Here is a 16,593-nt window from a genome sequence, read left to right on the forward strand (position 1 = left end):
CTTTTCTTTCCCTGAGAGAAACTATGTTTAATCCACTCTAACCTATTGTTAATTTTCTTAACAATAGGCTTTTTTTGACATTAATAATTGAGCAGTGATAGGCTAACTTTCTTCTGAACGAATCAACCTCTCATACACTCCTCCTTCCTGCCATAATTCTTCGTGAGTACCGCGCTGCACAACTTTTCCAGCTGCCAAAACAATAATCTCCTCACAATCCCGAATGGTACTCAAGCGGTGGGCTACTAGAATACAACTACAGTTGCGCTGATGCAGATTTTCGACAATAATCTGTTCTGTCTGGGCATCTAAAGCCGAAGTAGCTTCATCCATTACCAAAATTGCCGGATTTTTCACTAAAGCACGGGCAATTTCTAAGCGTTGTCGCTGTCCGCCACTCAAATTTCTCCCACCTTCCAGCAATTCCCCATCGTATCCCCCCGGAATTGCCATCACAGTTTCATGAATAGCCGCATCTCGACAGGCTTTGATAAGTTGCTCATCGGGAACTGTAGCATCCCATAAGGTCAAATTATCCCTTACTGTACCCCCAAACAAAAAGATATCTTGTTCCACTAGCGATAGGGAACTTGCTAAAACTTCTCGTGGAATCTCGTTTCTGGGAGTTCCATCTAGGAAAATCTCACCCTCCCAGGGTTGATAAAGTCCGCAGATAAGTTTAGCTAGAGTAGATTTTCCTGAACCACTCGCACCCACTAAAGCTACTCTTGTTCCTGGTTGCAACGATAAACTGAAGTCTTCAATTAACGGTGGATCAACATGGGAATAACCAAAGGTGATATTCCGTAATTCCACATAACCCGTTAATTTTTGAATTTTGGATTTTGGATTTTGGATTTCTTCCCTTGTCTCTACTTCTGGATCTAGGGAATTACCTAACACATCATCTAAACGATTCAAATCCCCTTCTAATTCCTGAACGGTAGTACCAAAATCTAACAAGGTATTAACGGGTTGCTGAAAACTCAACATCAAACTTTGAAATGCCACTAACATCCCGATACTGAGGTTTCCATCCATAACTCGCCAACCCCCAACTACTAAGATAAACATGGAGGTTAAAGAGGTGAGTAAAATAGGCAAAACGCCTAATATCTGATTTGAAACTTCTAATTCTTGCTGGGCGCTAACGGCTTTGGCATAATATCCAGACCATCTGGTAAAAAAATCCGACTCCAATGCCGATGCTTTTAATGTTTCCATACTCTGAAGCGCCGCAATACTGACTCCATCGGCTTTTCCCCAATCTTGCACTAAGCGCATATTTGCATCTGCTCGATATCTGCCTACCCACTGCAAGGCTAGTCCATTGATGGCGGCAAAACAGATACCAATTAAAGTCAGTACCCCGTCATAGGTAAACATCACTACAGCGTAGAATAATATCATCACTGCATCAATGACTGTGGTTGCTAATTGGCCAGAAAGTATCTGAGCGACTTTATTATTCAAACTGGCACGATTGCTGACTTCTCCCGCATATCTTTGGGCATAAAAATTTACAGGTAATCTGAGGATATGCCACATAAAGCGCGTGGACATTCCCACAGCCAGTTTTATTCGCAGTTTTCGCAAATAGTGCAGTCGCAGCAGGGTTAACAGTCCTTGAAACAAGGTGGTGATGAACATCCCTAAAATTAAGGGACGTAGCCATTCACTGCGATTTTCTACTAGCACCTGATCTACAAATATCTGACTGAAGACGGGAATTGCTAAACCGGGTAGTACCAGCAAAAATCCTGCCAAAATACAGTACAAAATTGCGCCAAAGGAACCCTGCAAGCGATCGCTTAAGGAAAGGATAATACTAGGTTTACGTCCTCCCTTCAGGAAGTCTGCTCCCGGTTCCATTACCAACACAACCCCAGTAAACCCCTGATCAAATTCCTCCCAATCAACTCTGCGGGGGCCTGTAGCGGGGTCATTGAGGAACACCCAATTTTTACTCAACCCTTCTACAACTAGAAAGTGATTGAAGTTCCAAAAAACGATGTAGGGGGGAGATAATTCTTGCAGCTGTTCTAATTGTTCAACTTTGAAACCTGCGGCTTCCATTCCGTAGCGTTTAGCAGCAAGAATCACATTAGAGGCTTTGCTCCCATCACGGGAAACCCCGCATTCAATCCGCAGTTCAGCTAAAGGAACAATGCGATCGTAGTAAGCAAGTATGATTGCTAAGGAAGCTGCACCGCATTCGACTGCTTCCATTTGTAAAACAGTAGGGGTTCTAATACGCACTTTTGGGCGGTATAACGGGTAAATTCAATTCGATAGTATCAAAAATCTTGCTGTCTCAGGCAGAGAAATTATCGCGCAAAAGTCCTACGTAAACGTACAACCAGAGGAAATGCCACAGGACGTAGAAAAGGTATTTTGACCTTTCGGAATGCTCTGCGGCTAATTACTTATTCAGGCAATAAATCTTGATAAAAGACTGTATTGCTCATGTGTTAGAGTTGGAATCACTGTGAAAAGAAGAAATGATAATAGTCCCTAGTCTAATTTAAGTTGTCATGACGTTGTAGACGTGGCGCTTCCATTCCATCAGGACCCCATGAGTAAGTCCAAGGACCACCAGGTGAACCAGCTGGCACGCCAAATGGGTATTCATTTATACCGGAGCCACCAGAAACTTGTTGAAGATTGCTGTCATTGATTTGATTTAACAATGTAGACGCTTGCTCTAGTTTGCTTGTCTTTTTGGTTTTTTGTAGCTTCATAGTTTTGGTTCCTAAGTTGTTGCAGAATGAACATCTCTCATTCCTGTGCTTGTCTTCAAATACGAAGATGTTATCTTCGGAAAAGTAAGCAATTACACTATTTGTAGACAGTTAGACTACTTTTCCAAGCTCCGTCAGTGCAAGTAGTAGTAGTTTGTCCTGCTACCGACGTATCGCGTGTGCAAGTGATGACACCACCTACAACTTCATGTAAATCGTCGATTGGATTTAACAATGCAGATGCTTGCTCTAGTTTGCTTGTCTTTTTGGTTTTTTGTAGTTTCATAGTTTTGGTTCCTTAATTGTTGCGGAATGAATATCTTTCATTCTTGTGTTTATATTCAAATACGAGAATGCTGTTTTCGGAAAAGACTGAAAATTTTAGTAATAATCCGAAAAAATAGTCTTTAAAACATTTGCTATATATAGATTATAGAAATTTAGATAGAGGCTAATCAAACTGCTAAATTCATTAATTTTCCGAAATAATTAAGTTTACTACTGTAGAAAGTTAAAGACTTCAATTAATTCCACTCCACTCTCTTAAAATTGGGAGTAAAAAGGTGATTGGTGCTGTTTCTTCTACCGTGACTTTAGCTGTAACTGTTGTCCCCAATGTTAATTTAGTATTCGGACCATTGGAAGATGACCATTGATAACCACTAACAGTTGAGGGGTTAAGATTCAACTTAGCCATGATTTCAATTTTGCTACCTTCAGATCCAATTAACTTATTAACTACTTCTGAATTACCAACTACAGAAGTTGCTCCTTCTCGTGTAATTGGTAATGGAGAAACAGCAACCACTTCACCAACAATACTGCCAAATCTTTCCCGTTTAATAGTATCTGGTGTGACTAAAATCTTCATTCCCGGTTGAATTTGTTTACCATCTGCAACTGCAAAATAAACCACACCAGATTCTAAACCCTCATTTTTTTGATCTGTCATTTGCATCGTTCCTAAACGGGTTCCAGGTTCAACCACCTGCCCAGCAGCAGCAGTTATTTCCACAATACAGCCTGTTTGTGGACTTTTAATTTGACTATTATCAGCAACTCTTTGTTCTAATTGAGCAATTTCTCGTTGCACATCTTGAAGTTCTTTATCTCTAGTTTGAGTATTTTCTAAATTATCTTGTTCTAGTCGTTTATTGCGAGTTGCTAATTCTTCTAATTCCGCTTGAAATTTAGTAATTTCATTGAGATTATTGAGATGTTTTTGCTGAGTTTCTACTTCTTGGAGTTGTAACTGTTGCAATTGTGATTGAATATTGGTGATAGATTGCAAGGATTGACGATATTCTTGTTCTGCTTGCAGCAAGGTATCTTGAGAAATAGCTCCAACTTGGATTAGCTGTTGTCGATTTTGCAGTCTTGTGGCGAAAATTGGTGCTAATTGTTGAGAATCACGCAATTGTTGCTGTAAGCTAGTCCGCTGTTGTTGAATTGCAACCAACCCTTGTTTTTGCAATATAGGTGTGAGAGATTGAGAATTTTGTAATTGTTGCTGTAAACTAGCACGTTGAGATGCGATCGCATCTTTTTCCAAACTCGTCCTTTGTATTCTCACCAAACGAGTTTCTAAATTTTGTTGTCGCAACTGAGTTAATTTGCCCTGTCGCTGTTGGAGTTGTTGCCGTTCTTCTGATGGATCAACTGATGCTAACACTTCATCTTTTTTTACACATTGTCCATCTCGAATATTCAGAGATTTTAACTGCCCAGAAATTGGTGATTGAAATTGCAGAATTCGCCGGGGATTAATCAGTACACCCTGACCTGTTACCGTCATGGGTAGCCTTCCCAACACACTCCAGAGCAAACCCAAACTCACCAAAAGCCCTAACATACCTAATGGTAGCCAGTCTTGTGGTTTGACGACCTGCACAACCCGGTCTAGCTGTTCTGGGGAAGATAACCGTTCTAATGATTTTTTTCGGAATATGTGTTCTTTTCTATCCAACATGGCAGGAGTTAAGAATCACAAAAATTGCATTTAAAAAAATATCCCCATTAATTTTTGAGTGATTTTTGACGAAGTAATTTGTCAATAAATTTAAATACATTAGCTGCAAAAGAATTTACTAAACGGTAGGTTTTGCGAACCATATTTAAAAGTGAATAAGGTACTCGTAACCGCAAAGGATATAAAATAGGTAAATATAGAAAATAATAAGCCTTTTTCAAATTATCCCATTTTGAGCAGTGTTCCTGGTGCAGAAAATCAGAAATATCAACAACTAAACCTCTCCCCTCAGACATCATCACATTTTTACCATGAACATCATGTGGGTAAAGTCCACGAGTCAGCGCATAGTCTAAAGCACTATCAATATCTCTGATTACCTGGGGAGGAATACGCAAACCTTTGTGAAGACAGTCATAAAGGGTAACACCATATAATCTTTTTAAGACTAAAAAACCTTCTTGAGCATAAAAACACTCAGAAAAAGCCGGGTGGGAACCAAGACGACTGTAAACTTCTAGTTCCTCCTCAAACCCAGGACGACCGGGTGCATAAATTTTAACCACCAAGTTCGGGTATTCGGGATGATAAACCACTGCTGCGTAGTTTCCTGTACCTAGTAGTTGCCAAGGTGGGGGAATATGGCGTACTTGTGCTGGGTTGTGAGGATGGACACTTTCCACAATTAACTGTGGGATCAGTTCTTGGTGAATACTTGCAATCAGTGACTGAATATTGGATTTATTCATAGGAATAAAATACACCACTCAATTGCTATTATGCCCCAATGATGAAGAAAAAGTTATTTTTTTACTGGGTTAGTCAGTTGATCTAAAATCCCTAAAACCTCTCTTTCAAAAGCAACTTGAGCGCGGTTAGTCTTACCACCTACATAGAGCATATCGCCTTTTTGTAAAGCCCAAACTTGGGAATGGGAAAAATAACTCATCACTACACCCAACATCAGCAAAGCAAACCCTGCATAAACAATGGGAATACCAGGATCAAATTTAATTTGTAACCCTGTACTACCAACAACATCAAGGATTTTCAAATTGATTCCATTCACAGGAATAGACATTCCTGCACGAACAGTATTAATTAACTTACCTTGAGCATCATAGATTAATACCATACCTTGCAAATCTTTCGCCAGCAGAGATACACCTTCACTTAAATCAGGTTTAGTGGGAATCCAAGTTCCCCAAAGTCTACCTCTACCTTTGGTGTCTAATTGCGCCATTGGTAATTGAAAGATTGGACTTTTATTTAATCTCACATGGACGCTAGAAATTCCCCAATCAGTTTGATAAAAAACTACGCCATGATAACGCAGAGGTTGGTTAACAAAAATCTTCTCATGGTCAACTTCTTTACCTTCATTATTCAACACAGATAGATCAGAATAAAATTGGTCAATTCCTCCTGTAGGAGTGTAATCAATCCAAAAACGATTAACACGCACAGACCAATCTTTTAACACATCTTGAGATGACCAAGGGCCAGCATCAATTAGATTTTTGACTTGAAAAGTTTCACCACTAGAAATCATTTCTTGAGCCATAAAACCTGTCATTGCACCCCAAATTCCCCCTAGGAGGATAGCGACGATGCCAATATGGACAATAATTGGCCCTATGCGACCGACTATACCTTTACGGGCGTAGAGAAGATCATCTTTTTCCTGAAATATCCGATAGCGTTTTTCCTGTAATATTGGCGTGAGTGACTGCAAAGAACTGGTATCTAATTCTGCACTCAAAGCTAATTTTTTAAATTGTCTAGGTTCTTCGTAATATTTCCAGCGTTGTGCAGCTTTTAAGGCTGGTAATTGCCGGGTAAAAGTGCAAGCGGTTAAACTTGTTCCAAATAAAACTAATAAAGCTAAAAACCACCAAGTTCGATATACATGATCTAACCCTACAACTTGAATTACTTTCCAAGATAAAAAACCAAATAAAGCTGGATGTTCTGGGTAATTAGATTGATAAAATGCTGGCAACTGTCCCTGTTCAATTACAGTACCACTAATGCTAAATACGGCAATTACTAATAACAGGATAATTGCTAAACGTAAGTCAGTTAATACAGGCAAAATTTCACGCCGGAGAAATCTTCCAGGTATTAACCACCAACTTAGTTCTGTGGATGTTGTATTATCTAAAGTCATACCTATAAACTACCAATGGGGATGCGAGAAAGTAAAGAAAACACACCAAATCCTACTAATAATGCACCGCTGATAGGATTAATCCAACCAGACCAGCGACGCAATTCTAATAGTTTTTTAATTGATGCAGTAAATGTACCTGCTAAAATTAATGGGGCTACATATCCGGCTGTGTAAGAAAGTAATAAAACAGCACCTAAAATTAAATCTTGGGTATTAGCAACCCAGCCTAATAAACTAGCTAAAACAGGTGTGCTACAAGGTGAAGCGACTAACCCAAATGTTAAACCAATGGAGTAGGAACGGACTCCGGGTGGTAAATCTTGGGAAATCCAATTTGTTTCCTTCAAAGATGGAAATTGTAGAGGTAGGGCTTCTAATAAATTCAGCCCCATAATAATAGCAATAATGCTGACAATAATTGGTAAACCAATTCCCACTTGACCGTAGACTTTTCCAACTAAACCTGCTATGATTCCCATCCCTGCTAATGTGGTTGCTAATCCCAAAGCAAACCAAGTAGATTGTACGGCGGCTTGTAAACGGTTTTTGGCTTCATAACCACCGATATAGCCGATGGTAATCGGTAACATGGATAGCATACAAGGTGTAAGGCTGGTAAGCAAGCCAGCAGCAAAGATGATGCCAATACTTACGACGCTGAGGTGGGTGAGTTGGTTAGCAACAAGGGTGTTGGCAAATTGTTCAAGTTCGTAAATTCGAGTTTGCAGAGTTTCTACCATGGTTATGTGTGTGGGAATGCTTGCTCTGCTTGCATTTTAGCTTATTTTGGGTTGTGAGGTGGGATAAGTGGTTCTCAAAAAACCTTGTTAAATAAAGGTTTAGGAGTTACGCATTGCCGAAAATGACGAAAAAGGGCTAGTACCGCCGTGAAGTCAAAAGTCAAAACGAATACAGCGTAAGTTTTTCAGAGATTTAGAATAGTTGGTTTATTTACGCTGTTCTGTACTAGTAGTCTGTCAAGAACTAATTGACGAATAAAAAAATCTTCCTTCTTCCTTCGCGCTCTTTGCGTCCTTCGCGGTTCGTTTCTTCTTTATCCGTCAAAATATCTTTGACAGACTACTAGTAAAGCAGGCATTTCACCTGCTTTTGTTTAATGACATAAATTATATAGAATCAGAATTCATCGCTATAGGTTGAAGACATTTTTTAACTTCAGGGCTAAGGGAACAAATAGCGTCTGTAGTTGTTTCAAAACAGTTTGATAAACCTATTTTTGCTAATAATCCTGACCGTTGTAATAGCTGTTGGACTTGGGGTTGTAAACCGGTGAGAATCAAACGGCAATTGTGGCGTTTTAAGTCTTGGTAAATATCTTCTAGGGCTACTAATCCAGTGGTGTCCATATTTGGCACAAACCGTAACCGTAGAATCAAATATTTTACTTCTGGTTGTTCCCGGAGGAAAGTAACAAATCTTTCCGCAGCACCAAAAAATACAGGGCCATCTACGCGATAAACGGCGATTTCTTTACCTAATTCGAGGGGAATACCGGGGGGGAAAACTTCGGTTTCGGGAATTTTGGCTAGGCTTAAATCACTCATGCGTTTGATGAACAAAGCACCAGCGGCAATTAAACCGATTTCTACTGCGAGAACTAGGTCAAACAAGATTGTTACCAACCAGGTGAGAATCATGATAGCAAAGTCAGAGTAGGTGGCACGAAATAGTAAGCTGATGGCTTCCCACTCTATCATTCGCAAGCTAACTACCATGAGAATGCCCGCTAGTGCAGCTAGGGGAATCTGTGCAGCTAGGGGTGCTAAAGTTAAGATGATGATGGCTAAGGCCACGCCATGAATTACCCCAGAGAGTCGGGTTTTGCCACCAGAACGGACATTGACAGCTGTTCTAGCGATCGCACCTGTAGCGGGAATACCACCAAAGAATGGGACAATGATGTTGGCCAAGCCTTGACCAATTAATTCGCGATCGCTATTATGTTTCTCACTCACGGTCATGCCATCAGCCACCACAGCCGACAACAATGATTCAATACTCCCTAAAGCCGCTAAAGCTAAAGCGGGATTAATGAGTTCACGAATCAGACTCAAATCATTCCAGTGGGGAATAGTTTGTAACATTGGCAAAGACTGGGGAATAGCCCCAATTTTCGGCACATCCAGATGAAAATAACTGGCGATACCAGTTGCCAACACTAACCCCACCAAAGAGCCTGGTATTGTATTATTAATTTTAGGCCAGAGTACATTTCCTGCGATCGCTACCACTACTAACCCCACCGCAGCCCAATTTACCGCTTCTATATGACTCGCAGTTTGCCAAATTCCTGGCAAAAAATGGTCACTGCGGGGTAGTTTTAAACCAAAGAAATTATTTAGCTGACCACAAAAAATAATGACCGCGATACCATTAGTGAACCCTGCTGTCACCGGATAGGGTATAAATTTCACTAGCTGTCCGAGTTTAGTCACCCCTAAAGCAACCTGAATAACTCCAGCCATTACCCCAGCAATCCAAACCTTCTCAATACCGTACTTGGCGACAATTCCCACCAAGATGACGGCCATTGCACCCGTAGGGCCTGTAATTTGTACTGGTGATCCCCCAAAGATTGCCGCTATAATACCCGCAACAATAGCAGTATATACACCCGCCTTTGGTTCCACACCGCTTGCTACTGCAAAGGCTAATGCCAAAGGCAAAGCTACCACAGCCGCTGTCAGTCCTCCTGTTAAATCACCACGCAGGTTACTAAACAAACGACTAATCTGGAAAATATGCGGTTCTTGAATGGTTTTAGATTGTGTCATATTGTTCAATTAAACTCTTGTACACAATTTGTAAATTGATGCAGAGATAGTAGATTGATTTTTTAAATATAGGAAAAAATATCAAGTTCAAAAAATTTCATCTACTTTTAAAGTCCCGCAGATAGCTTAACATCTATAAATAGGAAAGCAAAATTATTCTGCACATCTCATTTGCCTCTGTGTCTTATCCAATCAAGTATACAGCATTAAAAATACGACATTAATTTTACACAGATACTTAAGATTCACCAGTAAACTAACATTAGTAAATTCTCAGTATAGTTATACTTTCTTCGTGGGGATTTATTCATGAAATTGATAACATAGCAAAATTATTCCACCGCTGAATACTTTCTCTCCTTGACCACCTATGTTATTTAACTGATTGATAGATCGGTGATTTTTTTGAAAATTGCTGGCACAATTGCAACTTATAAATTGTTATGTTATGCCTACATCACTGTTCTATATTAGATAATTAAGGAATTTTATGAGCAGTAAATTGCCTAATATTGATCGTATCCGAGAACATCAAGCAAATGAGCGAACTTTTTTAGCTTGGTTACGTACTTCTATTGCCTTAATTGGCTTTGGTTTTGCAATTTCTAGATTTGGTATATTTTTACGTCAAATTAACATAGCTTTTACACAACAAGAACCTAGTGTAAACCCATTAATCAACTCTGAAAACTTAGGCATTTTTTTAGTAGTATTTGGTATTCTTACTATTGCTTTAGCAGCATGGAGATACAATCAAGTTTTTTGGCAAATTGAAAAAGGTGATTATAGACCTAAACGTTTACCAGTTTTGATTATGACAGGAGTAGTTATGATTTTTGGCTTACTCAGTCTGCCTTTACTTTTAATACGAAATCAAATACCCCAGCGTCCGTCTACTGCACCTAAACAAAATCAATCTTTTCATATTCGTTAATTTCAAGACTTACACAACTGGCACATTATGACGGTGCGTCAGATTTTAGAAATCTGTTTATTTGTAGGATTTAATGACTCCTACGTCGTCACGCAAGCTATCAAGTCTGACGCACCCTACAATTTAAAATTTACTGCTATATTATTTATTGAATTATTTACGCTATATCTTCCCAAGTAATTGTCATCATCATTTCTTTGTTGACTTCATTTATTTTCACCAATCTGTTAGCTTGTCTTTCAATTGTTTTCTCAAAAATATTTCTGACAAGTCTACCATTACCAAAATTCTTATTTTTTTCATTATACAACTTGGTGAAATGTTGCAGTAGTTTTTCTTTACCTCTTGGGGTTATTCTATAATGCTGTTGCTTACATATTCCCTCGAAAATATTTAATAGTTCTTTCGGTTTATAGTCTTCAAAGTAAAAATATCTATTAAATCTAGACTGTAAACCAGGATTAGCATCAATAAAATGCGACATTTCATCACTATAACCAGCAACAATTACAACTAATCTATCTCGATAGTCTTCCATTCTTTTTAATAGAGTATCTACCGCTTCTTGTCCAAAATCCTTTCCTGAACCTGCTGGTGCTAGTGCGTAAGCTTCATCAATAAATAAAACTCCATCTAATGCTGATTTCACAACTTCATCTACTTTTAAAGCTGTTTGTCCAACATATCCCGCAACCAAACCTGATCTATCAGTTTCCACAAGATGTCCTTGGGAAAGTATTCCTAATTCTTTGTATATTTCACCCATTAAACGTGCAACTGTCGTTTTACCAGTTCCAGGAGGTCCACAAAATACTGAATGTAGAGAAATAGAAATATTAGGTAAACCTTGTTCTTGCCGCATTTTCTGAACTTTGAGAAAATTGATAAAAGTGTTGATGTCATTTTTGACATTTTCCATTCCCACAAGATGATTTAGCTTATTGATAACATGATCTAGTCCTTCAGATTTAGAATTATGATTACCTGTACTATTCACCTTCTTACTTTCAGGGATATTTAACTCTCTCTTCATGCGTTGTAGTTCAGCTTCAATATCATGATCTCGGTAAGTCATAATTTATATTATTTGAGTGTAAATGCAGAAAAAGCTAACTTAATCATACCTCAAACACTTAAAATATTCCCAACTACCCTCTCAAATAACCTCAGCGAATCTCTGCGTTAAAAAACCTCCCGCACCTCCACCCCATGATAATCATCAAACCTTTATAAATCAAAGATGATAAATATTGAGTACAACATTAATATTGATATAGATAGGATATTTAGCACCTGCTAAAATGTAAAAGATTGGCTACAAGTCAAAATAATTAGTAGTTTATAATTCACAATTCATAAAAATGTAGAAAATATCACAAATTAACTTCCTGACTTTAGCTATTTCTAATGCTTATATTTTTGGTTTCTCTGCATACAGTTTAAACAACCAGAGAAGAGACAGGAAGAAAAATCATGAACAAATCTTTTGCCACAATTGATGGTAATGAAGCCGTTGCGCGTGTAGCTTACAAATTAAACGAAGTAATTGCTATTTATCCTATTACCCCATCTTCGGCAATGGGTGAATGGGCTGATGCTTGGATGTCAGAAAATAAACCGAATCTTTGGGGTACTGTTCCTAGTGTTACCCAAATGCAAAGTGAAGGAGGGGCTGTTGCTGCGGTACATGGTGCATTACAAACAGGTTCACTAAGTACAACTTTCACCGCTTCTCAAGGGTTGTTATTAATGATTCCTAATTTATACAAAATTGCCGGAGAATTAACAAGTGCAGTAGTTCATGTTGCAGCCCGCGCTTTATCTACACACGCTTTATCTATTTTCGGTGATCATAGCGATGTCATGGCTGCAAGGGCGACTGGTTTCGCTTTTTTGTGTTCAGCTTCTGTACAGGAAAGTCATGATTTTGCATTGATTTCTCATGCGGCAACTTTAGAAGCGCGTGTGCCATTTATGCACTTTTTTGATGGTTTTAGAACATCCCATGAAGTACAGAAAGTTGAATTATTATCAGATGAAGATTTACAATTTTTCATTCCCCAATCTTTAATATCTGCACACCGTCAACGCTGTTTAACACCAGATAAACCAGTATTACGAGGAACAGCCCAAAATCCCGATGTTTACTTTCAATCTCGTGAAGGTGCAAATCCTTATTACAATGCTTGTGCTGAAATTGTCCAAAATATCATGGATAAATTCGGAGAACGCACAGGTAGATATTACAAACTCTATGAATATCATGGCGCACCAGATGCAGAAAGAGTAATTGTAATTATGGGTTCTGGTTGTGAAACTGTACATGAAACGGTAGATTACTTAAATAATCAAGGAGAAAAAGTTGGAGTTTTAAAAGTAAGACTTTATCGCCCTTTTGATGTAGCCAGATTTGTAGAGGCTTTACCTAATAGTGTCCAATCAATTGCCGTTCTTGATAGAACTAAAGAAGCAGGAAGTGCTGGAGAACCATTATATTTAGATGTGGTGACAGCTATTTATGAAGGCTGGAAAAAAACCACATTCCCGAAAATAGTTGGTGGTAGATATGGACTTTCTTCTAAAGAATTTACTCCGGCAATGGTGCAGGGTATTTTTGATAATCTGACTCAAATTAAACCCAAGAATCATTTTACCATTGGCATTAATGATGATGTAACTTTCACCTCTTTGAATTTTGATGCTAATTTCTCTACAGAACCAGATAATGTGGTTCGTGCAATGTTCTACGGTTTGGGTTCAGATGGTACAGTTGGTGCAAATAAAAATTCTATCAAAATTATCGGTGAAGGAACAGACAATAACGCCCAAGGTTACTTTGTTTATGATTCCAAAAAATCTGGTTCAATGACAGTTTCTCACCTGCGGTTTGGTTCTGGAAAAATTCGGTCAACTTACCTAATAGACAAAGCTAATTTTATTGGTTGTCATCATTGGGGCTTTATTGAAAGCATTGATATTTTAAAGGCTGCTGCACCAGAGGCAACTGTGTTGTTAAATAGTCCTTATGATGCTGATCATGTTTGGGAAAACTTGCCCTCAAGAGTTCAACAGCAAATTCTTGATAAAAAGCTGAAATTGTATGCTATTAACGCTAGTCAAGTCGCCAAAAATAGCGGCATGGGTAGAAGAATTAACACTATCATGCAGGTGTGTTTCTTTGCTTTAGCGGGAGTTTTACCAGAAAAAGAAGCAATTGCTAAAATCAAACAAGCCATAGAAAAAACCTACGGTAAAAAAGGTGTAGAAGTTGTCAATATGAATCTACAAGCCGTAGACAACACCTTAGAAAATTTGCATGAAGTAGGTAATAGGTCATTAGTAATAGGTAATGAAGGAGAAAATAAATTATCAATTCCCAAACCCGAATTTGTGCAGGATGTTCTTGGTAAAATCATGGTATGGGAAGGTGATGATTTGCCTGTCAGTGCTTTACCTGTTGACGGAACTTTCCCTAGTGGAACTGCAAAATGGGAAAAACGCAATGTTGCGGAAGAAATTCCCGTTTGGGATGAAGATGTCTGCGTTCAATGTGGTAAATGTGTGATGGTATGTCCTCACGCTGCTATTCGTGCGAAAGCTTATGAACCTGGAGAGTTAGTCAACGCACCTATCACTTTCAAATCAACTAACGCCAAAGATAAGGATTTTGCTAACCAAAAATTTACCATTCAGATAGCCCCAGAAGACTGTACAGGCTGCGAAATTTGCGTGAGTATCTGTCCTGCCAAAAATAAAGCAGAACCCACCCGCAAGGCGATTAATATGAGTCCGCAGTTACCATTGCGGGAACAGGAACGGGAAAATTGGGATTTCTTTTTGAGTTTACCAAATCCCGATCGCACAAAATTGAAGTTAAACCAAATTCGTCAGCAGCAATTACAAGAACCATTGTTTGAGTTTTCCGGTGCTTGTGCTGGGTGCGGAGAAACGCCCTACCTTAAATTATTAACACAATTATTTGGCGATCGCTCACTCATTGCCAACGCCACCGGTTGTTCTTCCATTTACGGTGGAAACCTCCCCACAACTCCCTGGAGTCAAAACGCAGACGGAAGGGGTCCAGCATGGTCCAATAGTTTATTTGAAGATAACGCCGAATTTGGTTTTGGTTATCGTCTCTCCCTCGATAAACAAGCACAATTTGCAGTGGAATTAGTGCAACAACTCAGCAGTGAATTAGGGGATAATTTAGTTAATGACATTCTCAATGCTGAACAAAAAGACGAAGCTGATATTTGGGAACAACGAGAAAGAATTAAAATTCTCAAACAAAAAATAGAAGAAATTACGAACGCAGATGCACACAGATACACGCAGATAGAATCAAAAAATATCCGCGTTAATCAGCGTTTATCTGCGTTTGAAAATCTCAAATCTCTCGCTGATTATTTAGTCAAGAAAAGCGTGTGGATAGTTGGTGGTGACGGTTGGGCTTATGACATTGACTTTGGTGGAATTGATCATGTTTTAGCCAGTGGTAAAAACGTCAATATCTTAGTCATGGATACAGAAGTTTATTCTAACACAGGCGGGCAATCTTCCAAAGCAACTCCTAAAGCCGCTGTTGCTAAATATGCGACTGGTGGAAAACCTGCACCAAAGAAAGATTTGGGTTTAATGGCCATGACTTATGGTAATGTTTATGTAGCGAGTGTGGCGTTAGGTGCGCGAGATGAACATACACTCAAAGCATTTTTAGAAGCGGAAGCTTTTGATGGTCCCTCGTTAATTATTGCCTACAGTCATTGTATTGCTCACGGTATTGATATGACCACCGGTTTACAACAGCAAAAGGCATTAGTAGAGGCAGGAAGATGGTTATTGTATCGCTATAATCCGGCATTACAAACACAGGGAAAAAATCCCCTACAATTGGATATGAAAGCGCCTTCTGAATCGGTGGAAAAATCAATGTATCAAGAGAACCGATTTAAGATGTTGACGAAGAGTAAACCAGAGGTTGCGAAGTTGTTGCTAGAACAAGCGCAAGCAGAAGTTAATGCAAGATGGGAAATGTATCAATATTTAGCGAATAGGTAATGGGTAATGGGTAATTGATAATGGGTAATTGGTTTTTACCTGTTACTTATTATCATTCTCCAACAATTGATAAAATACGATTATAATGAACCTCCCCATTGCGTTAATTCTTGAAAAACGGCTGATGATATGATAATTTCTCCATAAAGTTGTTCTAATAATTGGATTTTTCCTATAGCTGATAGATTAGTAATAGGTGAAGTATTGCTAACTATGATCATAAATTTTAGATAATTCCCAAGTTTTTTAAATCAACGTCTAAATCAGTTTCATCATAATGAATATTAATGTTTCTGATGGCTAATTCATTTTGAAATTGTAGTAAAGGCATTTTAGCAAGTTGGGATGCTTTACCGATACTAATCTTTTTTCTTTCAAATAATAAGATAATCAATTCTAAAACTAATTCTTTTTCTGATAATCCACTTGCTTGGACAATATCTTCGGAAATGACTAAGCTCATTGATATCCTCCCGTTCACACAGACTAGAAAAATTATAGCACACAGGTAGATATTTGATCCTTTCTGTTATAAATTTGAGAACGGACAACTTCAACTTCTTCGGCAATTTCATCTAATGACAATTCATCAGTTTGAAATATTTCTAATAACTCTGTTAATTTATTATTCAATGTTTCTTTTTCTAACTCTTTACTAAGTAATAATTTTTCGGAATTAGATTGTTTAACTAAGCTAAGAATTTGATCAAATGTCAAAGGAAGTTGATAGGTATTTTGTAACATAGTGTCAATTCTCCTGTTCTCATATATTATTCACCAGTTTTTATGATTATACTGGTGTTACCTTGTAAAAGGCGATCGCTCATCTTCGTTGGTTGTGAGGTATACATGATGCCTACGGAGAGCGATCGCACTCTTTACTGAAAAATCACTACAAATACTCAGCTTCAAAATGATTG

General features: G+C 38.5%; 14 protein-coding genes. 2 read left to right on the forward strand and 12 right to left on the reverse strand.

Annotated features, from left to right (window positions below):
• Positions 1-102: 102 nt before the first annotated feature.
• From VB713_RS08465 to VB713_RS08500, 8 genes are all read right to left on the reverse strand, one after another.
• On the reverse strand, positions 103-2,229 hold the full coding sequence (locus VB713_RS08465) for an NHLP family bacteriocin export ABC transporter peptidase/permease/ATPase subunit (RefSeq protein WP_416242418.1): 2,127 nt from the start codon (positions 2,227-2,229) through the stop codon (positions 103-105).
• 290 nt (positions 2,230-2,519) lie between these two features.
• Positions 2,520-2,741, reverse strand: coding sequence for a hypothetical protein (locus VB713_RS08470; RefSeq protein ID WP_323311120.1), 222 nt, complete (start codon positions 2,739-2,741; stop codon positions 2,520-2,522).
• A 97-nt stretch (positions 2,742-2,838) separates the two neighbouring features.
• Positions 2,839-3,027 (reverse strand): hypothetical protein, encoded by a 189-nt coding sequence (locus VB713_RS08475; RefSeq protein ID WP_323311121.1) that lies wholly within the window; start codon positions 3,025-3,027, stop codon positions 2,839-2,841.
• A gap of 234 nt (positions 3,028-3,261) precedes the next feature.
• Positions 3,262-4,710 (reverse strand): NHLP bacteriocin system secretion protein, encoded by a 1,449-nt coding sequence (locus tag VB713_RS08480; protein ID WP_323311122.1) that lies wholly within the window; start codon positions 4,708-4,710, stop codon positions 3,262-3,264.
• Positions 4,711-4,757: 47 nt separating this feature from the next.
• Positions 4,758-5,459 carry a serine/threonine protein kinase gene (locus VB713_RS08485; RefSeq protein ID WP_323311123.1) on the reverse strand — a complete coding sequence of 234 codons (702 nt, stop codon included), beginning with the start codon at positions 5,457-5,459 and terminating at the stop codon, positions 4,758-4,760.
• 53 nt (positions 5,460-5,512) lie between these two features.
• Positions 5,513-6,880, reverse strand: a complete 1,368-nt coding sequence (locus tag VB713_RS08490) for a cytochrome c biogenesis protein (RefSeq protein WP_323311124.1) — start codon at positions 6,878-6,880, stop codon at positions 5,513-5,515.
• A 2-nt stretch (positions 6,881-6,882) separates the two neighbouring features.
• Positions 6,883-7,623, reverse strand: coding sequence for a cytochrome c biogenesis protein CcdA (locus VB713_RS08495; RefSeq protein ID WP_323311125.1), 741 nt, complete (start codon positions 7,621-7,623; stop codon positions 6,883-6,885).
• 387 nt (positions 7,624-8,010) lie between these two features.
• A complete protein-coding gene (locus tag VB713_RS08500; RefSeq protein WP_323311126.1) occupies positions 8,011-9,678 on the reverse strand; it encodes a SulP family inorganic anion transporter in 1,668 nt (555 codons plus the stop codon).
• A gap of 490 nt (positions 9,679-10,168) precedes the next feature.
• On the opposite strand from VB713_RS08500, the gene VB713_RS08505 reads away from it, so the two are divergent.
• Entirely contained in the window at positions 10,169-10,612 is a 444-nt protein-coding gene (locus VB713_RS08505) for a YidH family protein (RefSeq protein WP_323311127.1), read from the forward strand.
• A gap of 157 nt (positions 10,613-10,769) precedes the next feature.
• Here the strand turns inward: VB713_RS08505 and VB713_RS08510 are convergent, their stop codons facing one another.
• A complete protein-coding gene (locus VB713_RS08510) occupies positions 10,770-11,687 on the reverse strand; it encodes an AAA family ATPase (protein ID WP_323311128.1) in 918 nt (305 codons plus the stop codon).
• Positions 11,688-12,085: 398 nt separating this feature from the next.
• Between VB713_RS08510 and nifJ the strand changes: the two genes are divergently transcribed.
• Positions 12,086-15,673 carry a pyruvate:ferredoxin (flavodoxin) oxidoreductase gene (gene nifJ / locus VB713_RS08515; protein WP_323311129.1) on the forward strand — a complete coding sequence of 1,196 codons (3,588 nt, stop codon included), beginning with the start codon at positions 12,086-12,088 and terminating at the stop codon, positions 15,671-15,673.
• Between the two features lie 80 nt (positions 15,674-15,753).
• On the opposite strand, the gene VB713_RS08520 is transcribed toward nifJ, so the two are convergent.
• The 3 genes from VB713_RS08520 to vap15 are packed head-to-tail and all read right to left on the reverse strand — an operon-like array spanning position 15,754 to position 16,417.
• Entirely contained in the window at positions 15,754-15,894 is a 141-nt protein-coding gene (locus VB713_RS08520; protein WP_323311130.1) for a hypothetical protein, read from the reverse strand.
• A gap of 5 nt (positions 15,895-15,899) precedes the next feature.
• Positions 15,900-16,136 carry a UPF0175 family protein gene (locus VB713_RS08525; protein WP_300006370.1) on the reverse strand — a complete coding sequence of 79 codons (237 nt, stop codon included), beginning with the start codon at positions 16,134-16,136 and terminating at the stop codon, positions 15,900-15,902.
• A 32-nt stretch (positions 16,137-16,168) separates the two neighbouring features.
• Positions 16,169-16,417, reverse strand: a complete 249-nt coding sequence (gene vap15 / locus VB713_RS08530) for a type II toxin-antitoxin system VapB15 family antitoxin (protein ID WP_323311131.1) — start codon at positions 16,415-16,417, stop codon at positions 16,169-16,171.
• Between the last annotated feature and the right edge of the window lie 176 nt (positions 16,418-16,593).

Origin of the sequence: Anabaena cylindrica UHCC 0172, assembly GCF_034931625.1 — a bacterium.
Classification (GTDB): Bacteria; Cyanobacteriota; Cyanobacteriia; order Cyanobacteriales; family Nostocaceae; genus Anabaena; species Anabaena cylindrica_A.